The 20,188-nt window shown below is 71.1% G+C and carries 20 protein-coding genes; 8 read left to right on the top strand and 12 right to left on the bottom strand.

The annotated features are described in order from the left end of the window. The first annotated feature begins 66 nt into the window (after positions 1 to 66). Positions 67 to 768 carry a pentapeptide repeat-containing protein gene (locus tag ACFYP5_RS37345; RefSeq protein ID WP_389044240.1) on the top strand — a complete coding sequence of 234 codons (702 nt, stop codon included), beginning with the start codon at positions 67 to 69 and terminating at the stop codon, positions 766 to 768. A gap of 27 nt (positions 769 to 795) precedes the next feature. Here ACFYP5_RS37345 and ACFYP5_RS37340 read toward each other — a convergent pair whose 3' ends face one another. From ACFYP5_RS37340 to ACFYP5_RS37330, 3 genes are all read right to left on the bottom strand, one after another. Beyond that, a complete protein-coding gene (locus ACFYP5_RS37340; RefSeq protein ID WP_030933146.1) occupies positions 796 to 1,293 on the bottom strand; it encodes a hypothetical protein in 498 nt (165 codons plus the stop codon). 91 nt (positions 1,294 to 1,384) lie between these two features. After that, positions 1,385 to 2,011, bottom strand: coding sequence for a response regulator (locus ACFYP5_RS37335; protein WP_389044238.1), 627 nt, complete (start codon positions 2,009 to 2,011; stop codon positions 1,385 to 1,387). Further along, entirely contained in the window at positions 2,008 to 3,294 is a 1,287-nt protein-coding gene (locus tag ACFYP5_RS37330) for a sensor histidine kinase (protein ID WP_389044257.1), read from the bottom strand. Before ACFYP5_RS37330 ends, ACFYP5_RS37335 begins: the two co-directional genes overlap by 4 nt. A gap of 311 nt (positions 3,295 to 3,605) precedes the next feature. Here ACFYP5_RS37330 and ACFYP5_RS37325 point away from each other — a divergent pair, with 311 nt between their 5' ends. The 3 genes from ACFYP5_RS37325 to ACFYP5_RS37315 all read left to right on the top strand — a co-directional run bounded on the left by ACFYP5_RS37325 (position 3,606) and on the right by ACFYP5_RS37315 (position 5,861). Continuing rightward, on the top strand, positions 3,606 to 4,157 hold the full coding sequence (locus ACFYP5_RS37325) for a heme-binding protein (RefSeq protein ID WP_389044236.1): 552 nt from the start codon (positions 3,606 to 3,608) through the stop codon (positions 4,155 to 4,157). Between the two features lie 127 nt (positions 4,158 to 4,284). Beyond that, positions 4,285 to 4,407: a hypothetical protein gene (locus ACFYP5_RS37320; RefSeq protein WP_389044235.1), complete on the top strand. Its 123-nt coding sequence runs from the start codon at positions 4,285 to 4,287 to the stop codon at positions 4,405 to 4,407. A gap of 47 nt (positions 4,408 to 4,454) precedes the next feature. Further along, the gene (locus ACFYP5_RS37315) at positions 4,455 to 5,861 is read left to right on the top strand and encodes a M1 family metallopeptidase (RefSeq protein ID WP_389044233.1); all 1,407 of its coding nucleotides are present in this window, start codon (positions 4,455 to 4,457) and stop codon (positions 5,859 to 5,861) included. A 24-nt stretch (positions 5,862 to 5,885) separates the two neighbouring features. On the opposite strand, the gene ACFYP5_RS37310 is transcribed toward ACFYP5_RS37315, so the two are convergent. The 3 genes from ACFYP5_RS37310 to ACFYP5_RS37300 all read right to left on the bottom strand — a co-directional run bounded on the left by ACFYP5_RS37310 (position 5,886) and on the right by ACFYP5_RS37300 (position 9,067). Beyond that, a complete protein-coding gene (locus tag ACFYP5_RS37310; protein WP_389044231.1) occupies positions 5,886 to 7,484 on the bottom strand; it encodes a M4 family metallopeptidase in 1,599 nt (532 codons plus the stop codon). 136 nt (positions 7,485 to 7,620) lie between these two features. After that, positions 7,621 to 8,142: a GNAT family N-acetyltransferase gene (locus ACFYP5_RS37305; RefSeq protein ID WP_389044230.1), complete on the bottom strand. Its 522-nt coding sequence runs from the start codon at positions 8,140 to 8,142 to the stop codon at positions 7,621 to 7,623. A gap of 349 nt (positions 8,143 to 8,491) precedes the next feature. Next, positions 8,492 to 9,067, bottom strand: a complete 576-nt coding sequence (locus tag ACFYP5_RS37300) for a TerD family protein (protein WP_389044229.1) — start codon at positions 9,065 to 9,067, stop codon at positions 8,492 to 8,494. Positions 9,068 to 9,258: 191 nt separating this feature from the next. On the opposite strand from ACFYP5_RS37300, the gene arfB reads away from it, so the two are divergent. Next, positions 9,259 to 9,684, top strand: coding sequence for an alternative ribosome rescue aminoacyl-tRNA hydrolase ArfB (arfB, locus tag ACFYP5_RS37295; protein ID WP_030979457.1), 426 nt, complete (start codon positions 9,259 to 9,261; stop codon positions 9,682 to 9,684). Positions 9,685 to 9,700: 16 nt separating this feature from the next. Here arfB and ACFYP5_RS37290 read toward each other — a convergent pair whose 3' ends face one another. Continuing rightward, complete coding sequence (locus ACFYP5_RS37290; RefSeq protein WP_389044227.1) at positions 9,701 to 10,207, bottom strand: flavin reductase family protein; 507 nt, start codon at positions 10,205 to 10,207, stop codon at positions 9,701 to 9,703. A 381-nt stretch (positions 10,208 to 10,588) separates the two neighbouring features. Between ACFYP5_RS37290 and cdgB the strand changes: the two genes are divergently transcribed. Next, a complete protein-coding gene (gene cdgB, locus ACFYP5_RS37285) occupies positions 10,589 to 12,250 on the top strand; it encodes a diguanylate cyclase CdgB (protein WP_389044225.1) in 1,662 nt (553 codons plus the stop codon). A gap of 174 nt (positions 12,251 to 12,424) precedes the next feature. Continuing rightward, complete coding sequence (locus tag ACFYP5_RS37280) at positions 12,425 to 13,420, top strand: CBM35 domain-containing protein (RefSeq protein WP_389044223.1); 996 nt, start codon at positions 12,425 to 12,427, stop codon at positions 13,418 to 13,420. A 100-nt stretch (positions 13,421 to 13,520) separates the two neighbouring features. On the opposite strand, the gene ACFYP5_RS37275 is transcribed toward ACFYP5_RS37280, so the two are convergent. The 5 genes from ACFYP5_RS37275 to ACFYP5_RS37255 form a co-directional block, all read right to left on the bottom strand. After that, positions 13,521 to 14,369 (bottom strand): ketose-bisphosphate aldolase, encoded by an 849-nt coding sequence (locus tag ACFYP5_RS37275; RefSeq protein ID WP_389044220.1) that lies wholly within the window; start codon positions 14,367 to 14,369, stop codon positions 13,521 to 13,523. A 54-nt stretch (positions 14,370 to 14,423) separates the two neighbouring features. Further along, positions 14,424 to 15,353 (bottom strand): 1-phosphofructokinase family hexose kinase, encoded by a 930-nt coding sequence (locus ACFYP5_RS37270; protein ID WP_389044255.1) that lies wholly within the window; start codon positions 15,351 to 15,353, stop codon positions 14,424 to 14,426. Positions 15,354 to 15,520: 167 nt separating this feature from the next. Next, positions 15,521 to 16,675 (bottom strand): N-acetylglucosamine-6-phosphate deacetylase, encoded by a 1,155-nt coding sequence (gene nagA, locus ACFYP5_RS37265; protein WP_389044218.1) that lies wholly within the window; start codon positions 16,673 to 16,675, stop codon positions 15,521 to 15,523. After that, positions 16,675 to 17,607, bottom strand: coding sequence for an ROK family protein (locus tag ACFYP5_RS37260; protein ID WP_389044216.1), 933 nt, complete (start codon positions 17,605 to 17,607; stop codon positions 16,675 to 16,677). Before ACFYP5_RS37260 ends, nagA begins: the two co-directional genes overlap by 1 nt. A 102-nt stretch (positions 17,608 to 17,709) precedes the next feature. After that, on the bottom strand, positions 17,710 to 18,618 hold the full coding sequence (locus tag ACFYP5_RS37255) for an SIS domain-containing protein (RefSeq protein WP_389044213.1): 909 nt from the start codon (positions 18,616 to 18,618) through the stop codon (positions 17,710 to 17,712). Positions 18,619 to 18,941: 323 nt separating this feature from the next. On the opposite strand from ACFYP5_RS37255, the gene ACFYP5_RS37250 reads away from it, so the two are divergent. Further along, positions 18,942 to 20,159 (top strand): ABC transporter substrate-binding protein, encoded by a 1,218-nt coding sequence (locus ACFYP5_RS37250; RefSeq protein WP_389044253.1) that lies wholly within the window; start codon positions 18,942 to 18,944, stop codon positions 20,157 to 20,159. Positions 20,160 to 20,188 lie beyond the last annotated feature (29 nt).

Here is a 20,188-nt window from a genome sequence, read left to right as displayed (position 1 = left end):
AAGGGGACGGCCGGAAACGCCGATGTGTGACATCGGCGCGGGGCGTTGTCAGTGGCGTGGGTCACGATGGGGCCCATGGCACGTAACAGCAGGAGCGATGGCGCGGGCGGGAAGGGCGTCGTGGCGGCGGCGCGGCGGCCGGAGGTGCGGCTGCCGCCGCTCGTCCCCTACGACGGGGAGGGACTGGAGCCGGACGGCGACTACGACGGTGTGCGGTTCGAGGGGGTGGATCTCGCGGACGGGTCGGGGCCGGGCGCGCGGTTTATGGACTGCGCGCTGGAGAAGTGCGGTCTCGACCGTACGGAGCTGGTCAGGGCCCGTTTCATCGACTCGGTGCTGACGGGGGTGCGGGGTGTCGGCACCGACCTCGCGGGGGCGTCGCTGCGCGATGTGGAGGTGGTGGACGCACGGCTGGGCGGGGTGCAGCTGCACGGTGCGGTGCTGGAGCGGGTGCATGTGCGTGGCGGGAAGATCGACTACCTGAATCTGCGGAAGGCGCGGCTGACGGACGTGGTCTTCGAGGGCTGTGTGCTGTCCGAGCCGGACTTCGGGGACGCGCAGCTGGTGCGGGTGGAGTTCCGGGACTGTGTGCTGAAGCGGGCCGACTTCAGCTCCGCGCGGATGGACGCGGTGGATCTGCGGTCGGCCGCCGAGCTGGACATCGCGCGGGGGGTGGAGCGGCTGGCGGGGGCGGTGATCAGCCCGCTGCAGCTGATGGAGCTGGCGCCGGCCTTCGCGGCACAGATCGGGGTGCGGGTGGAGGCGTAGAGGGTTGCCTCGGTCCTTCGGGGCAGGTCAGACGCGGGGGAAGCGCGCCTGGAGGTCCCAGATCACGGGGTTGTCGGCGAGCCCTTCGTGCATGTCGGCGAGGTCCGCGATCAGGTCGTGCAGGAAGTCGCGGGCCTCGCGGCGCAGGAGGGAGTGGCCGAAGGTGAGCGGGGGCTCGTCGCCGGGCATCCAGTCGGCCTCGACGTCGACCCAGCCGAAGCGGCGCTCGAAGAGCATCCGGTCGGACGATTCGGTGAAGTCGAGCTCGGCGAACTGCCGCCGGTGCGAGCGGCTGCCGCGGGGGTCCTGGTCGATCTGCTCGACGATGTCGCAGAGCGCCCAGGCGAAGTCGAGCACGGGAACCCATCCCCAGGCTGTGGATACTTCGCGGTCCGCCTTGGTGTCCGCCAGGTAGACGTCCCCGGAGAAGAGATCGTGCCGCAGGGCGTGGACGTCCGCGCGTCGGTAGTCGGTCTGCGGGGGATCGGGGAAGCGTCGGGAGAGGGAGTAGCCGATGTCGAGCACAGTTCGATGGTGTCATGCCCGGGGGCGCGTCGACGCCGGAGCGGAGGGTGCCCCATTGCCTCACTGCCCCGGGGCCGCGGGGCGGCCCGGCTCACGGCAGCAGCCGCTGCTCCTTCGCCACGGACACGGCGCCGGCGCGGGTGTCGACGCCGAGTTTGTCGTAGATGCGGCCCAGGTGCGTCTTGACCGTGGCCTCGCTGATGAACAGGGCCCGGGCGATGTCCCGGTTGCCCAGGCCCTGGGACAGCTGGCCCAGGATGTCGCGTTCGCGGTCCGTGAGCGTCGGCAGGGGGCTGCGCATGCGGGCCATGACACGGCTGGCAACCGGTGGGGAGAGCGTGGTGCGGCCCTGAGCCGCCGAGCGGATCGCGGCGAACAGTTCCTCCGGGCGCTCCGCCTTCAGCAGATAGCCGGTGGCGCCCGCCTCGATGGCGCGGGTGATGTCGGCGTCCGTGTCGTACGTCGTGAGGACGAGGACGTGGACGCCGGTGGCCGCGATGCGACGGGTGGCTTCGACTCCGTCGACTCCTTCGCCCAGTTGGAGGTCCATCAGGACGACGTCGGGGGTCAGCCGGGCGGCCAGGACGACGGCCTCCTCGCCGCTGCCCGCCTCGCCGACGACCTCGATGTCCGGTTCGCTGCCCAGGAGGGCGAGCAGTCCGGCGCGTACGACGGCGTGGTCGTCGCAGAGCAGGATCCGTACGGCGAGCGGGGTCATGAGGGTTCCTCCGGCGAGGGCGACGGGGCGGGCGAGGGCGACGGGGCGGGCGAGGACGAGGGGGCGGACAGGGGGACCTCGGCGGAGACGACGGACCCCTCGCCCGGTGCCGACTCGATGGTGAGCGTGCCGCCGAGCTGATACACCCGGGCGCGCATCGCGGGCAGTCCATGGCCGCGGACGCCTGCTGCCGGACGCGGGGCGGCCGCCCCCCAGGTACGGCGCAGGCGCCGCCGGGGGGCGTGGTGGGCCGGCGCCGGTGTGTGGCTTCCACTGGGTACCGCCGGTGCGGGCGGGGTGAAGCCGCGGCCGTTGTCGGCGACGTCCAGGACGGTCCGGTCGTCCAGGTGGGTCAGTGTCAGCGCGGCCTCCGTGGCGTCCGCGTGCTCCCTCACATTGGCCAGGGCGCCCTGGGCGATGCGCAGCAGCGCGGACTGCACCCGGTCGGGCAGTGCCGCGTGCGGCGTCCCCTCCACATGGCAGCGGACCGTGAACACTCCCTGGGCCTGCGCCGTTTCGCGGGTGGCCAGTGCGCGCAGCGCCGCCTCCAGGCCGCCACCCGCCGCGAGATCCGCCGGCGCCAGGTCGTGGACGAAGCGGCGCGCTTCGGCGAGGTTGCGCTCGGCGATGCCGGCGGCCGTACGGACATGGCGGCGGGCGGTCGCCGGATCGGCGTCCCAGGTGCGGTCCGCGGCCTGGAGCAGCATCTGCTGGCTGGACAGGCCCTGCGCGAGGGTGTCGTGGATCTCCATGGACAGCCGCTGGCGTTCCGCGAGGGTGCCTTCGCGGCGTTCGGTGGCGGCGAGTTCGCGGCGGGTACGCAGCAGATCGTCGATCAGTTCGCGCTGGCGCGCGGCCTGGCGCTGCATGTGGACGAAGACCGCGGTCGCGGTGGCGGCCACGGCAGGGGGCGCGAGTACCAGATTCGGGTCGAAGCCGTGGGCCAGCCGCAACTGCGCGGCCACGACGAACACGGTGAGCAGCGCGACGAGGGCGTACGCGGCGCGCGGCGGGAGCAGCCGCAGCCCGGTGTAGAAGAGCGGTACCGCGCACCAGGCGAAACTCGGCGCGAGGACGACGAGCACCATCCACACGGCCACGAGCACGCCGAGCCGGGCCAGCCGGCGCGGGGTGGGGCGCGAACCGAGCACCGGGCCCAGCAGATACAGCGCGGCGAGCGCGACGGACAGCGCGATGATCCACGGCGTGCGGTCCTCGCCCGGGTGACGGAGCAGGAAGCGGGCCAGGGACGCGCCGAGCAGCAGGAAGAACGCGGCGTGCATGAGCAGCGCGAGCCACCGGGCGTCCGGGTCGGTGGCTTCGGTCCGGTGCTCCACCTCGTACCTCTTACTCCCTGCCGACTGCCGACTGCCGAAAGAGCCGCTGCTCGACCTGCGCGGACACATCCATGGTGACCCGGTGCGGCCACCCCCGCATCAACCGATCGGCTGACGGGTCCGTCAGCCGTCCTGCGCGCGGTGTCGAGCCGGTACGTCGACGTCACGGGGCCGGGTCCGGCCGGAGGATCGATCGCAGAGACCGCCTGATCGGATCTGCCGGGCGGAACACCTTCGAATCGCCGAGGAGCCCCACCATGAAGAAGATGCCCTTGCGTACCCGTGTCCTCACCGGTGCCGTCGCCGCGCTCGGTGCCGGAACCTTCGGTGCCATGTCCGCGAGCGCCTCCGCACCCGCCGCCGCCACTGCCGCCGCCGTCACGGCCGACACGGCGGACCGGAACCTCCAGCAGACCACCCATCTGACCGTCGCCGCCGCCACCAGGGCAGCGCGAGCCGCCCTCGACGCCGCCGAGAAGGAGAACCAGCGTGTGGCGGTCGCCGTCGTCGACCGGAACGGCAACACCGTCGTGACGCTGCGGGGCGACGGCTCCGGCCCGCAGGCGTATGAGTCCGCCGAGAAGAAGGCGTACACCGCTGTCTCCTGGAACGCCCCCACCTCCGTGCTCGCGGGCCGCCTGGCGCAGGCCCCGAACCTGAAGGACATCCCTGGCACCCTGTTCCTCGCGGGCGGCGCCCCGGTGCAGGTCAAGGACGCACCGGTGGCCGGCATCGGAGTGGCCGGCGCCCCCAGCGGCGACCTCGACGAGAAGTTCGCCCGGGCGGGCGTCGCCGCACTCGCCAAGTAGGACAGCGACCACAGGAGAAACCGCGGATGAACCCCCTCGATCAGGACCTCCTCCGGGCCGCGCGCACCGGTGACACCGATGCCGCACGCACCGCGATCGAGGGCGGCGCGCGTCGAGGATCGAACTGTTGCTGGCGGCGGGCGCGACCCCCGGTCTGCCGGACGGCGACGGGGTAACGGCGCTGGTCCATGCGGAGCGGCGCGGTTTCGCGGAGATCGCGGCGCTGCTGCGGAACCCGGACCTGAGGTGAGCATCCGCCGAGCCCTCGATCCGACATGGCGCACATAGGATTATTCCGTGCGCCCCACCGCCCTGGTCCTGGCCGTCGTCACCGCCACCGTCGTCTCCCTCGCCGCCGGCTGCACCGGCGGGACCGGTGGTGTGGAGGGCACTCCCGGCGCCGCCGGTCTGCGCGACCAGTACTTCCCGAAGGCCGGTAACGGCGGGTACGACGTCACTCACTACGACCTCACCTTCGACATCGACCCGGCCGCCCGGCGGATCCGCTCCACCGCCGTGATCACCGCGCGCGCCACCCAGGACCTCAGCGCCTTCAACCTCGACCTGGCCGGGCTGACCGTCGATTCCGCGAAGGTCGAGGGGCGTCCGGCCGCCGTCAACCGGGCGGGCCACGAGCTGACGCTGCGCCCCGCCGCCGAGGTGGAGCGCCACCTGCAAAAGGGCAGGACCTTCCGCACGGTCGTCCACTACTCCGGTTCCCCGCTGACCCTCACCGACCCGGACAGGTCGAAGGAGGGCTGGCTGAGGACGGCGGACGGGTCGGTCGCACTCGGCGAGCCGGTCGGGTCGATGGCGTGGTTCCCCGGCAACGACCACCCGAGCGACAAGGCGACGTACGACCTCACGGCCACCGTCCCCCGGGGTCTGACGGCCGTCTCCAACGGTGAGCTGACGTCCCGGAAGGTCTCCGGCGCCACCACCACGTACCACTGGCACACCGCCGAACCCATGGCGAGCTATCTCGCGACGCTCGTCGTCGGCCGCTTCGACCTGAAGGCGTCGACGACCCCCGAGGGCATCAAGGTGTTCACGGCCGTGGACCCGAAGGTGGCCGCGGCGAGTGCCCGGACCCTCGCCCGGATCCCGGAGGTGGTGCGGTGGGAGGCCGAGCGCTTCGGCCCGTACCCGTTCTCGTCGACCGGCGCGATCGTCGGCCGTCCGCATGACTCCGGGTATGCGCTGGAGACCCAGAACCGGCCGTACTTCCCCGGGCCGCCGACCGTCGGACTCCTCGTCCACGAGATGGCCCACCAGTGGTTCGGGGACTCCGTCACGCCCGCCGGCTGGCGCGACATGTGGCTCAACGAGGGCTTCGCGACTTACGCGGAGTGGCTGTGGAAGGCGGACAAGGAGGGCGTTCCCGTCCGGCGCAGTTTCGACGCCGCCTTCGCCGACGACGCCAACTGGGCGTTTCCGCCCGCCGATCCGCCGACGGCCGCGGACATCTCCAAGGACCCGGTGTACGAGCGCGGGGCGATGGTGATCCACAAGATCCGGCAGGCGGTCGGTGACGACCGGCGGTTCCTCGCGCTCGTCGCGGGCTGGACGAAGGCCCATCGGTACGGCACCGCGTCGACGGCCGACTTCACCGTGTACGTGGAGAAGGCGACGGGGAAGGACCTGACGGATCTGTGGAACACCTGGCTGTACGGCCACGGCCGGCCCGCCCCGGAAAGGAGCTGACCGGCCCCGGGAACCCGCCGGGAACTACTTCACGTTGACGCCCGACCAGGCGGCGTCCACGGCCGCGAGTTCCGGGCTGCCCGCCCCGTACAGGTCGGTCGCCGCCTTCTCCGTGGCCGTGCGCGCGGCCGCGTAGTCGGTGGACGAGGTCATGTACGCGGAGAGCGCCTTGTACCAGATCTGGACCGCCTTGTCCCGGCCGATGCCGGTGACGGTCGAGCCGTCGGCGGTCGGCGAGTCGTAGTCCACCCCGTTGATGGTCTTCGGGCCGCTGCCCTCGGACAGCAGGTAGAAGAAGTGGTTGGCGACGCCGGAGGAGTAGTGGACGTCGAGGTCGCCGACGCCGGCGCTCCAGTAGTCCGCCGAACCGCCGTCCTTGCTCGGCTTGTCCATGTAGCGCAGCGGGGTGCCGTCGCCGTTGATGTCGATCTTCTCGCCGATGAGGTAGTCGCCGGCGTCGCTGCTGCTGTCGGCGAAGAACTCGACCGAGGTGCCGAGGATGTCGCTGGTCGCCTCGTTGAGGCCGCCGGACTCGCCTGCGTAGTCGAGCTTGGCCGTCGCCGCGGTCAGGCCGTGGCTCATCTCGTGGCCCGCGACGTCGAGGCTGGTGAGCGCGCTCTTGTCGTCGGCGCCGTCGCCGTACGTCATGCAGAAGCAGCTGTCGTCCCAGAACGCGTTGACGTACGCGTTGCCGTAGTGGACCCGGGAGTAGGCGGCCTTGCCGTCGCCCGCGATGCCGTCGCGGCCCAGCGCGGACTTGTAGAAGTCCCAGGTCATGGCGGCGCCGTAGTGGGCGTCGACCGCGGCGGTCTGCCGGTCGCCGCCGGTGCCGTCGCCCCAGGTGTCGTCGTCGTCGGTGACGAGCGCGCCGGTGCCGCTCTCGCCCTGGTTCAGGTCGTACGTCTTGTGGCCGCCGCGGTCGCCGTCGGTCAGCTCGAAGCCGGAGCCGCTCGCGGTGGTCGACAGGGTGACCTTGCCGCTGTACTGGCTGTTGCCGACGCCGGTCTCGATCGCCTCGTAGCTGTGCAGCGTCCTGCCGGTGACGGCGTCCGTGATGAGGTGACGCCTGCTGGGCGTGCCGTCCTTCTGCACGCCGGTCCTCACCGTCTCGAAGGCGAGGACCGGCTTGCCGCCGCCCGCCCAGATCACCTTGCGCGCGCTCGCCGCGGTCTTCACCTTGGGGGTCGTGGACGGCACCGTTATCCGGGCGTCGGTCGCCCTGGTGACGCTCTTGAGCTTCCCGCTGCCGGTGGTGTGGGTGACGAGGTCGCCGCCGAGGACCGGCAGTCCGGCGTAGGTGCGCTCGTATCGGGTGTGGACGGTGCCGTCGGCGTCCTTGATCACATCGCGGACGATCAGCTTCTCCTGGCTGCCGAGCCCGAGCGCGTCGGCCGTCGAAGAGGCGTCCGACTGGGCCGACTTGATCGCGGCGGTCCGCTTCGAGGCGGTGTTCGGGTCGATCGCGGTCCTCGCGCCGGACGTGCCGGTGGTACGGGTGGCGGAGGCGCCGTCGCGGCCGTTGCCCGGGGCCGCGGTCGCCGCACCGGACTGCACGCCGACGACGACCATCGCGGCCACGGCGGCCAGGGCTGCGGCGCGACGGGTGTTCATGTGGGGGGTCATGCGTTCTCCGTTGTTCGTTCCGTGGGGGGTTACGAGCGGAGAGCGTGCCACCGCATGACCGAGTTTGACGGTGTGCTGACAATTGCCTCACATTCTTTTGACCACTTCTTGTCCGACTGGGATGCTTTCGTGTCCGTTATTCGGCAGGCTTCAACGGCTTGTGCAACACCGCGCAGGGGCGGCCCAGTTGACGGTCGGGCCGGTGGCCGATGACCTCGTAGCCGAGCGCTGTCCAGAAGGCGAGCGCCTCGGGGTTGTCGTCCAGGACGGCCAGCCGGATTCCGTCCCGCCCGGCGGCCCGGAACCGCTCCTCGACGAGCCCGGCCAGCTGTCGTCCGTAACCGGAGCGGTGCTGCCGTGCGTCGATCATGAGCAGTCCGATCCACGGGTCGGGGTCGGCCGGGTCCGGATGGTGCGCGAGGGTGATGGCCACGCCGACCAGCCGCCCCTGCGACCGAGCGAGCAGCACCTCGGTGTCGGGGTTCGCCAGCTCCTCGGCGAGCGAGGCCGCGACCTGTTCCGGCCGGATGTCGTGGGGGTCCGGGAAGTCGCCGCTGATCTGCTGGAACGTCGGATCGGACGCGTAGAGCGCGGTGAGTTCGGCGAGCAGCGGGCCGGGAAGCGCACCGGTCACCGGCAGCAGCGGTTCGATGATCACGCGGCGCAGCCTATGCGGGCGCGCGCCGCCGTCGTGCGTCGGCGCCGCGCGCAGCCACCCGTAGGGCGGCAACTTGCGGGGAGGCCGTCGTGGAACGGCCGGACGACGCGCCGAGTCGGACGGGCGCGTCAACTGTTCGACCGGGCCCGTTCCGTCGGTGAGGTCATGAGTCGTCCGTCGTGTGCCATGCGCTCGTACGCGGCCTTCTGACGGCATGGCAGACGTGAGCGTCCGTCGTGCGTCATGCGGTCGGGCGTGGCCGTCCGACGGCATGACGCACGGGAGCCCCCGGCCGAAGGAATCGACCGGAGGCTCCCGTCCGTCAGGTCAGGCCATGAGACCTATTGCGTCAGAGGTTGACGCCGAAGTCCTGGGCGATGCCGCGCAGGCCCGAGGCGTAGCCCTGGCCCACGGCGCGGAACTTCCACTCCGCGCCGTTGCGGTACAGCTCGCCGAAGACCATCGCGGTCTCGGTGGCGGCGTCCTCGCTCAGGTCGTAGCGGGCGATCTCGGCGCCGCCGGCCTGGTTGATGATGCGGATGAACGCGTTGCGCACCTGGCCGAAGTTCTGGCTGCGGGTCTCGGCGTCGTAGATGGAGACCGGGAAGACGATCTTGTCGACGTCGACCGGCAGGCCCGCCAGGTTGACGTTGATCTGCTCGTCGTCACCCTCGCCCGCGCCCGTGACGTTGTCACCGGTGTGGACGATGGTCTGGTCCGGGGTCGACTTGTTGTTGAAGAAGACGAAGTGGCCGTCGGAGACGACCTTCCCGCCCGGGTTGACCGCGATCGCAGAGGCGTCGAGGTCGAAGTCGGTGCCGGTGGTGGTACGGACGTCCCAGCCGAGGCCGACCGTGACGGCGGTCAGGCCCGGGGCCTCCTTGGTGAGCGAGACGTTGCCGCCCTTGGACAGGCTTACTGCCATGGGAAGTCCCTTTCATCGTCGTGTGCGGGCTTCGTGCCATCACGAAGCTACCGTCACACGTCATAACGCAGGCAGAGGACCGGGAGGTTCCTGCTCCCTTTACTTTCTTTACCGAACTGTCGGCCGAACGGGTGAGCGGATGCGGCAAAAGGAGGTGACGGGAGGTGCGGCGGCCAGGGAACATGGGTGTCATGTCCGGGCCCTATGTCATCCGCGGTTCGGTCTCCCTGCCGGAGGCCGAGCTCATGTGGCGTTTCTCGCGGTCCTCCGGGCCCGGCGGTCAGCACGTCAACACCAGTGACTCCCAGGTGGAGCTCCGCTTCGACCTCGCGGCGACCGACGCGCTTCCCGAGGTGTGGAAGGACCGGGCGCTCCAGCGGCTGGAGAGCCGGCTGGTGGGCGGCGTGGTCACGGTGCGGGCGTCGGAGCACCGGTCGCAGTGGCGCAACCGCGAGACCGCCCTCGTCCGCCTCGCCTCCCTGCTGGCCGAAGCCACGGCGCCGCCCCCCAAGCCGCGCCGCAAGACCAGGATCCCGCGCGGGATCAACGAACGCCGGCTGCGCGAGAAGAAGCAGCGCGGCGACACGAAGCGCGGCCGCTCCGGCCGCGATTGGTGAACCCGGACGCCGGGGTTCAGCCCAGCTGCCGGTAGCGCCCCCGGAAGTACGTCAGCGGCCCGCCGTCCGCGCTCGGCAGTGCGGCGCTCAGCACCCGTCCGATCACCAGTGTGTGGTCGCCCGCGGGCACCCGCTGCTCCGTGCGGCACTCCAGGGTGGCGAGGGCCCCGCCGATCAGCGGTGCGCTCGACACCTCTCCCCGTACGTAGGGGATGTCCTCGAACAGCAGCCGGTCGCTGATCCGGCCCTTCATCGCGAACCGTCCCGCGACGTGCCGCTGGCTCTCCGACAGCACGGAGACCGCCCACAGCGGCTGTTCGTCGAGCAGGTCGTCCATCCGGGAGCCGTTGCGCAGGCTCACCAGGACGAGCGGCGGGTCCAGCGACACGGACATGAAGGCGGTCGCCGTCATGCCGACGTCCTCGCCGCGCCCGTCCTCGTCGAGCGGCGGCTCCTGGGCGGTGATCAGGACCACGCCGGCGGCCAGCCGGGCGAGGGCGCCGCGGAACTCGTCGTTGCTCACCCCCTCAGCATGGGGGATGGGCTCGGACCGGGGGGTGGGGGGCTTCGTCTGCAACACAACGGGCACGCTAGCCGCGGGCGCGGGCCGCCGCATCGGGCCAGGGGACCAGAGGGGTCCTAGGACTCCGGGCTGACGGGGCGTGCCGGGAGCGCGGTGCAACGTACTGCAACGTACGGATTTGCGTTCAAGAAACGGACGGGCCGGCTCGGTGGGCTGCTCACAACCCTTCATCATCTGTTGTGACTTGAGTCACAGAGCGCAATATTTGTTGACCCTGTGTACCGGGTGCACAGCTCACTGTGATTCAGTGGCGGTGACACTGCGAACAAGTACGTCGATATGAAACCTGGAGTGCTGTCGAGGTCTCGGGGAGTGCGAGCAATGGAGGCCGAGTCGGAGCCGTACGTCCGCCTGGCGACGATGCGGCAGCTGCATCAGGCCGTCGCCGATCTCAATACGGCGCGGAGCCTGGCCGACACACTGCAGGCCGTGGCCGACGGAATCGTCGCCGGTCTCGGATACGAGCTGGCCTGCGTCAACCTCGTCCGCCCCGACGGTGATCTCGTCGTCGCCGCCTTCGCGGGCAACTCCGCCGCCGAAGCCCTGATCACCGGCCGCGTCGGCTCCCGCACCTCGTGGGACCGCCGTCTGGTCATGGGTGAGTGCTGGGACGGCCTCCGCTTCATACCGCACACCGACGGCTGGGTCCTCCTCGACGACGACGTACCGCAGTGGCACACCGAGGGCCCCGAGCCCCGCTTCGAGGACGAGTGGCACCCGCAGGACAGGCTCTACGCCCCGATGTACGCGTCCGGGGGCGGCCAGGACCTCCTCGGCGTGATCTCCGTCGACCGCCCGCGCAACGGCCGCCGTCCCGGCGCGTGGGGCCGCGAGGCTCTCCAGATGTACGCGTCGCAGGCGGCCATTGCGATCAGTAACGCCCGGCTCCGAGCAAACATGCAGCGCGCCCTGGTCCGGCTCGAACGCGAGCAGCAGGCGCTGAGGGCCAGCGAGGAGTCGTTCCGCCAGGCCTTCGAGTACGCCCCCAGCGGCATGGCCATCGCCGAGATGGGCGGGGACCAGCACGGCAGACTGCTGCGCACCAACGACGCCCTGTGCCGGCTGCTCGGCCGCCCCGCCTCCGTGCTGCGCCGCTACTCCTTCGCCGAGCTGGTCCATCCCGAGGACGTCGGCACCCTGCTGCGGACGTCCGCCGAGGGCGGCCGCGCCGAGCTGCGGCTCGGGCGCCGGGACGGCTCGTACCTCTGGGTGTCGCTGCGCAATTCCGTCGTCGCGGACACCGCCGACGGCCCGCGCTTCCTCCTCACCCACGTGGAGGACATAGAGGAGCGCAAGCGCCACGAGCTGCATCTGGCGCACCGCGCGTCGCACGACGCGCTGACCGGACTGCCCAACAGTGCCGAGCTGCGCGCGCGGCTCAGTGCCCGGCTCTGCGAGCGTCCGCACGCGGCGTCCACCACCACCGCCGTGGAGGCGCTGGACGCGGCGTACGGCGACGTCGAGGACGCGGAGGGCCGCGTGCACGGCTTCCGTGCCGACGGCTTCGAGGCCGACGCGGTGGCCGGCGGCCCGTACGACCACCATGTGCACGCGGTGGCACCCGACGACGAGAGCGACGACGGGGCGAAGGGGCTCGCCGTCCTCTTCTGCGACCTCGACGGCTTCAAGTCGATCAACGACCGCTTCGGGCACCACACCGGTGACGCCGTCCTGATCGAGGTCGCCCGCCGGCTCACCACCTGTGTGCGCGACGGCGACACCGTCGCACGGCTCGGGGGTGACGAATTCGTCGTCCTCGCGGACGGACTCGGTGCCGCAGATGCCGCGGATCTGGCGGTGCGTCTACGAAACGCCATCATTCCGCCCATTCGGGTGGATGGTCGCGCGGTGCGGGTCGGGGCGAGCTTCGGGATCGGCTGGGCCGGCTGCGGCATGACCGTCGAAGAGGTGCTGCGCTCCGCCGACCAGCGGATGTACGTGGAAAAACGGTCCCGGTCGAAGGTTCACCGCAGGGCCGGCTGACGTTCACGACAGGTCCGTTCCGGCATCCGTCGTCGTACCCCGGCCACGGTCCGTGAGTGACCCCGGAGGCCACCGGCAATTCGTGGTGTGCTCCGTTCGAGGTAGGCTCGGCCGGTCGGCCACGGCTGGCAATTTTCGGCGACGGCTGGCGACATGGTGAGGAGTGACCCAGGGATGACGGCCGGGAACAACGGCGCAAACACACCCGAGGACGACGATCCGTTCGGCTACCTGTACGAGGACGGACAGGCGGCCGGCGCCCAGGCGCCGCGGCAGGGCGGATACGGCTACCCGGGTCCCGTCTCGCAGCCCGGCGTGCCGAGGACCTCGTACAACCAGGTTCGGACCGTCGGCGAGCGTCAGTACGGGCAGCAGGTGCCGCAGCAGCAGCCGTACGGCCAGCCGCAGGCACCGTACGGTCAGCCGCAGGCTCCCTACGGCGCGCCGAATGCGCAGTACGCCGCCCCGGAGACCTACCCGGGTGGTGCGCCCACCGCACCGGTCGCGGCGCAGGGCGGCCACGGCCGGACCGGTGGCCCCGGCAAGGGCGGTCCGAACAACAGAGGTCTGCTGATCGGTGCGGTCGCCGTCGTCGCGGTCGTGCTCATCGGCATCGGTGCCGCGCTGATGACCGGCGACGGCAACGACGACAAGAAGAACGAGGCCGCCACCTCGGCCGGTGCCGCAGGCCAGGCCGACGAGTCCCCGAAGCCGAAGGACACCGGCGCGGCCTCCGAAGATCCGGTGGAGCTGCCGAAGCAGGACGCGGCGACGCTGAAGCTGGGTGGCACGGCCACCGTCGAGAAGACCATCAAGGGCGCCGAGGGCGCGGACGGCGTGTACGTCACCGGCTTCAACCAGCCGGGGTCCTCGGTGACCTGGAAGGCGTCCATGAAGACGGGCGGGTCGTACCGGCTGACTGTGCGGTATGCCATCCCGGCCAAGGACGCCAACGCCACGCTGACGGTCAACGGCAAGGCCAACAGCCAGCCCATCGGTCTGAAGAACTTCGTGAAGTCCTCGGACCCGAACTGGGAGAAGAACTGGCAGACCACGTGGGCGCCGGTGACTTTGAACCAGGGCGACAACGAGATCAAGATCTCGTGCGAGACCGGCAACCAGTGCGACGTGATTCTCGACTGGCTCGAGGTCACGCCGGCGCAGGGCTGAGCACTCCCGGAACCGATCTGCCCTACGCCTTCGTCCGAACCGCGACGGTTCGGACGAAGGCGTAGGGCAGTTTCTTCTGTGCCGGCCGCCTCGTGGCTCCTCAGCCCATCAGCGTCAGGAATCCCGCCACCGTCGCGGCCATCGCCCCACGGCCCGGGACGAGGTACTTGCGCGGGTCGACGCCCGTCGGGTTCTCGGCCAGGTAGGCGCGCACCGCGCCCGTGAAGGCCGTGTTCAGGGCCGTGCCCACATTGATCTTGCGCATGCCGGAGGCGACCGCCTGGCGGATCTCGTCGTCCGGGACGCCGCTGGAACCGTGCAGCACCAGCGGGACCGTGACGGCGCCGCGCAGCTGCCCGATCAGGGCGTGGTCCAGGGCGGCGGTGCGTTCCGTCATGGCGTGCGAGGAGCCGACCGCGACGGCCAGCGCGTCCACGCCGGTCGCCGCGACATAGGCGGCGGCCTCGGCCGGATCCGTGCGGACGCCGGGGGCGTGGGCGTCGAGCGGGGCTTCGCCCTCCTTGCCTCCGACCTTGCCGAGCTCCGCCTCGATCCAGATCCCGCGCTCGTGGCCCCAGGCCACCGCGTCGGCCGTGGCCTGCACGTTCTCCTCGTACGGGAGCTTCGAGGCGTCGAACATCACCGAGCCGAATCCCTCCGCGTGCGCCTGGTGCAGCAGGTCGACGGACTCGACGTGGTCGAGGTGGAGGGCGAGCGGCGCGCTGGACGCACGGGCGACGGCGGCCGTCGCGGCGGCGATCGCGGAGAGCCGGCCGCCGTGGAACTTCACGGCGTTCTCGGAGATCTGCAGGATGGCGGGCGCCCCGGCGCGCTCCGCGCCCGCGGCGATGGCCTCCGCGTGTTCCAGCGTGATGACGTTGAAGGCGGCGATCCCGCGGCGGTCGGCCTGGGCGGCCGAGACGAGTTCACCGGTGCTGACGAGCGGCATGCTGCCCCCTGAGACTTCTGGATGGTGCTGGATGGTGCCGGGCGGTACCGCGGCTCAGGCCGTCGTCGGTGCGTACTCCTCGACATCGACGCGCGACAGCAGCTCCTCGTAAGCCACCCGGTCGAACTCCCCGGCCGCGGGAGCCAGCACCGTCGCCGTTGACAGTGCCACCGCCCTGCGCAGCCGGTCCGGCCAGTTCAGGCCCTCGACGAGCCCGGACAGCAGCCCGGCCACCGCGGAGTCGCCCGCTCCGGTCGGGTTGCCCGCGACCCGGGCGGGCGGTGCGGCCCGCCAGGTGCCGTCGGGTGTGACGGCGAGCATGCCGTCCGCGCCGAGCGAGGCCATGACGCCGTGCGCGCCGCGGCGGCGGGCGTCGCGGGTGGCGCGCAGCGGTTCGCGGGAGCCGGTGAGCTGGGCCAGTTCGTCGGCGTTCGGCTTGATCAGGTCGGGGCGGGCGGCGATGCCCCGGCGCAGCGGTTCGCCGCTGGTGTCGAGGAGGACCGGGACGTCGGCGGTGCGGGCCAGGCGGACCAGTTCGGCGTACGCGCCGACGTGGATGCCGGGCGGCAGGCTGCCGCAGAGGGCGACCGCGTCCGCTTCGCCGAGCAGCTTCCGGTACGTGGTGAGGAAGGCGGCCCATTCGCCGGGGGTGATGAGCGGGCCCGGCTCGTTGAGCTGGGTGGTGTCGCCGGTGGACGCGTCGACGACGGCGATCGTGCGGCGGGTGTTCCCGGCGACGGTGACGAGTGCGTCGCGCGGCGGGAGGCCGGCCAGCAGGTCCCGGAGGACGGCTCCGGTGGCGCCTCCGGCGAAGCCGGTGACCACGCTCTCGTGGCCGAGCGCGGAGAGCACCCTGGCCACGTTGAGGCCCTTGCCGCCGGGGCGTTCGGAGATGTCGCCGACGCGGTGGCTGGTGTGCGGGACCAACGCCGGTACGCCGTACGTCAGGTCGAGTGCCGTGTTCAGCGTGACCGTGAGGATCACCTCGGTCACCCCTTCGATCCGTGCCGGAGCGCGGATCCCTTGCCAGAACGCGCTTTCCCTGCTGTTTACGAAGCGATCATGCCAAAGAGACGGCGGTCGGCCCAGACCTCGGGGCCAACCGCCTTCTCTTCGTTACGTATTCGACCCGTCGTCAATAATGGGCTGAATCACCCAAGATGGGGCTCAATGACCCAATCGCCCTTGCGCATGACGCCCTTCAGCGTGAAGCCCTCGTCCAGGACCACCAGGTCGGCGTCCTTGCCCGGCTCCAGCGAGCCGACCTTGTCGTACACACCGAGCAGGCGCGCCGGGTTGGCGGAGATGGACTGCACGACGTCGTCGACCGGGATCCTGTCGAGGGTGACGGCCCGGCGGAAGGCGGTGTCCAGGGTGAGCGTGGAGCCCGCGATCGAGCCTCCCTCGACGAGCCGGGCGACGCCTTCCTTGACCTCGACGGCGAGCGGACCCAGCTGGTACTGACCGTCACCGAAGCCGGCCGCGTCCATCGCGTCCGTGATCAGCGCGACGCGGGCGGCACCCGCGTGGCGGTAGGCCAGTTCCAGGGCGGCCGGGTGCAGGTGCGTACCGTCGTCGATCAGCTCGACGGTGATCCGCTCGTCCTCCAGGAGCGCGGCGATCGGGCCGGGCTCGCGGTGCGCGAGCGGCGGCATCGCGTTGAACAGGTGGGTGGCGACGGTGGCGCCCGCGTCGATCGCCTCGACGGTCTGCTCGTACGTCGCGTCCGTGTGCCCGATCGCGGCGATCACCCCGTGCTCGGCGAGCAGCCGCACCGACTCGATGCCGCCCGGCAGTTCGGTGGCGAGCGTGAACATCTTCGCGGTGCCGCGGGCCGCGTCCATCAGCTTGCGGACCTCGGCGGGGTCCGGGTGGCGCAGCAGCTTCTCGCTGTGCGCGCCCTTGCGGCACGGCGAGATGAACGGGCCCTCGAAGTGGATTCCGGCCAGGTCGCCCTGCTCGACGAGCTCGGAGAGGATGCCGGCCCGCTGGGCGAGGAAGTCCATCTCGCCGGTGACGGTGGAGGCGACCAGGGTGGTGGTGCCGTGCTCACGGTGGGTGCGGACGCCGGTGAGGACCTCGTCCACGGTGCCGGAGGTGAAGGACGCGCCGCCGCCGCCGTGGTTGTGCATGTCGACGAAGCCGGGCACGACCCAGTGGCCGGTCAGATCGACGGTCTGGGCGCCTTCGTGCGCACTGCCGGCGATCCGGGTGCCCTCGACGATCACCCGCCCGTTCTCGACGGTCCCGGTGGGAAGAACCACCCTGGCCCCTGCGAGGACCGTGCTGTCTGCGCGTCCGGCCATCAGGCGGATACCTCCGTGGAGAGAAGATCCCAGGCGAGCAGCCCTGCGCCCAGGCATCCGGCGGTGTCCCCGAGGGCCGCCGGGACGATGTGGGGCAGCTTCTGGAACGTGACGCGTTCCTCGACGGCCGCACGGAGTGGTACGAACAAGGTTTCCCCCGCCTCGGCGAGCCCGCCACCGATGATCAGCATGCGCGGGTCGAGCAGCGTGAGCGCGGTGACCAGCCCGGCGGCGAGCGCGTCGACCGCGTTCCGCCAGACCCGTACGGCCGCGGGATCGCCCGACTCGACGGCCTTCGCGCAGTCCGCCGCGTCGGCCTCCGGGTCGCCCGACGCGGCGGCCCAGGCCCGGCTGACCGCGGAGGCGGAGGCCAGGGTCTCCAGACAGCCGCGCTGTCCGCAGCCGCAGTCCGGCCCGTCCGGCCGGACCACGACGTGCCCGATCTCGCCCGCGTACCCGTGCGCCCCCGCCTCGATGGTGCCCGCGATGCCGATGGCCCCGGCGATACCGGTGCCCAGCGGCACGAAGAGGAAGCGGTCGGCGCCCTTGCCCGCGCCGATCCGGCCCTCGGCGAGGCCGCCGGTCCTGACGTCGTGGCCGAGCGCGACGGGCACTCCGCCGAGCCGCTCGCCGAGCTTGTCCCGCATCGGTACGTCGCGCCAGCCGAGGTTCGAGGCGTAGACCGCGATCCCGTTCTCCGCGTCGACGATGCCGGGTACGGCGACACCGGCCGCGGCGGCGCTCTCGCCGAACCGTTCCTCGCCGTGGGCGCGCAGCTCCGCGGCGAAGGCGAGGATCGACTCCACGACGGCGTCGGGTCCGCGCTCCCGGCCGGTCGCGCGCCGGGCCTCGTGCAGCAGGGTGCCGTCGGCCCCGACCAGGGCGGCCTTCATTCCGGTGCCGCCCACATCGAGGGCGATGACGTGTTTCACGGACACAGTTTCGCCCGCCGGACCCCGATAGGTCTAGTCCACTATCGCTGTTTGTTGCGCGTACATACAAAATGACGACGGGCGGTCGGCGCGGCCGATGGCTCAGGGAGCCAGGATCACGCTGCGCGAAAGATTGCGCGGGTGGTCCGGGTCGTACCCCTTCGACTCCGCGATCTCGACCGCGAGCCGCTGGGCCCGGATCAGATCGGCCATCGGGTCGGCCGTGGCATGGGCCACCAGCGTGCCGCCGACCCCCGCGACCTCGCCCGCGAGCCCCTCGGGCAGTGCGCCGAACACCCACGCGACCCGGTTCGGCCCGGTGATCGAGATCGGTCCGTGGCGGTACTCCATCGCCGGGTACGACTCGGTCCAGGCGCCCGCCGCCTCGCGCATCTTGAGCCCGGCCTCCTGGGCCAGCCCGTACGTCCAGCCGCGCCCCAGGAATGTCCACTGCTCGGCCGCGAAGACCGCCTCCGCCAGCGGCTCCGTCACCGCGAGCTCCGCGTCGACCGCTGCCTCGGCGACCGTCTTCACCCCCGCCGGCAGCGGACCCGCCGCCTCCAGGCCGGCCCGCAGGAAGGCCAGCGCGGTGGTGGCGAACCGGGTCTGGACGACCGACTCCTCGTCCGCCCAGTCCAATACGGCCACCGCGTCGGCGGCGTCCATGACAGGCGTCCTCGGGTCGGCGGTCAGCGCGACGGTGGCCACCTTGCCGCGCAGCTCACCGAGGAGGTCGAGGACCTCCGTCGTCGTGCCGGAGCGGGTGATCGCCACGACCCGGTCGTACGGACGCCCTGCAGGGAACTCCGACGAGGCGAACGCGTCGGTCTCGCCCTGCCCGGCCGCCTCGCGCAGCGCCGCGTACGCGATCGCCATGAACCAGGAGGTGCCGCACCCGGTGACGGCGACCCGCTCACCCGGCCGCGGCAGTCCGTCGAACTCGGCCCCCGCCTCCGCGGCGCGCCGCCAGCAGCTGGGCTGGGTGGCAATCTCTGATGCGGTACGGGACATGCTGGACGGCTCCTCGGTGCGTGGGGACGGTGACGACGGGACGGTGCAGAACAGCGGGCACGGAAAGGTACGGACCACGAAGTGCCGTGTGCCGAGATGTACTTAACAGCCGGTCCCGTTCCCGTGCAATGACACCCCGGACCAACCGGACACAGGTCCGGTTACGTTGCAGAAGCGATACTTCTCTGGTGTAGACCGCCCTTGGCGACATGGGTAAAAATCGCAGCTCATCCGGACGGTCGGGTGGTCACCGAATCGATGAGGATGGACTGGCTGTGCAGCGGCACTACTTGGGACTGACCGCGGCGGTAGCCGCACTGGGCATGGCGGCAACGTTGTCGGGGTGTGGCGCCGACAGTGCAGCGGGGGACGTCACCCTCAAACTCGTCGCGGCCGACTACGGCAACAGCGCGGCGAACAGCTCCAAGAAGTACTGGGACGAACTCGCCAGGAACTTCGAGGCGTCCCACAAGGGCATCAAGGTCGACGTCAACGTCTATTCGTGGAAGGACGTCGACCGCAAGGTCGCCGACATGGTGAAGAAGGGGCAGGCCCCGGACATCGCGCAGATCGGTGCCTATGCGGACTACGCCAAGGCCGGGAAGCTCTACAGCGCCGACGACATGCTCGCCATCCGCACGCAGGCGAACTTCCTGCCGCGGCTGGCCGATGCCGGCCAGTACAACCAGACCCAGTACGGACTGCCGTTCGTCGCCAGCACCCGGCTGCTCTTCTACAACAAGAAGTACTTCAGCCGGGCCGGCCTGGCCGCCCCGAAGACCTGGGACGACATCCGTGACGACGCCGTGGTGCTGAAGCAGCGCGGTGTCACCTACCCGTTCGCGCTGCCGCTCGGTCAGGAGGAGTCCCAGGCCGAGACCATGATGTGGCTGCTCAGTGGGGGCGGCGGCTACACGGACGACGTCGGCTCGTACGACATCGACTCGCCCGAGAACGTCAAGACCTTCGACTGGCTGAAGACGAATCTGGTCGACAAGGGGCTGGTCGGCCCGGTGGCGCCCGGAAAGCTGGACCGGGCGCAGGCGTTCGAGGCGTTCACGAGCGGCAAGGTGGGGATGCTCAACGGGCACCCCACGCTGATGCAGGAGGCCGAGCAGAAGGGCGTCCAGGTCGGCATGGTGCCGCTGCCCGGGATCAACGGCCCGACCGAGGGGTCGATGGGCGTCGCCGACTGGATCATGGGCTTCAAGCAGAACAACCACCGCGAAGCCATCGGCAAATTCTTCGACTACATGTTCGAGGACAAGAACGTGGTGGCCTTCGCCGACGAGTACGACCTGCTGCCGGTCACCGACAGCGCGTCCGCGGTGATGGAGACGGACGCCAAGCACAAGCCGCTGCGGAAGTTCCTGGAGGCGCTGCCGAACTCGGAGTTCTACCCCGTCGGCAAGACGTCGTGGGCGCGGACGAGCGAGCTGATCAAGCAGAACATCGGCAAGGCGGTGCAGCCGGGCGGCAGTCCGGCAGGTGTGCTGGCCGAGATCGCGCGGGGGGCGGCGACGGCGGAGGAGGCGGAGTAGCGCAATGCGGGGCGGGCGTTATGTTGGCT

It is taken from the genome of Streptomyces sp. NPDC005262 (genome assembly GCF_042872425.1).
Taxonomy (GTDB): Bacteria; Actinomycetota; Actinomycetes; order Streptomycetales; family Streptomycetaceae; genus Streptomyces.
This window is presented reverse-complemented; position numbering and strand designations above follow the sequence as displayed.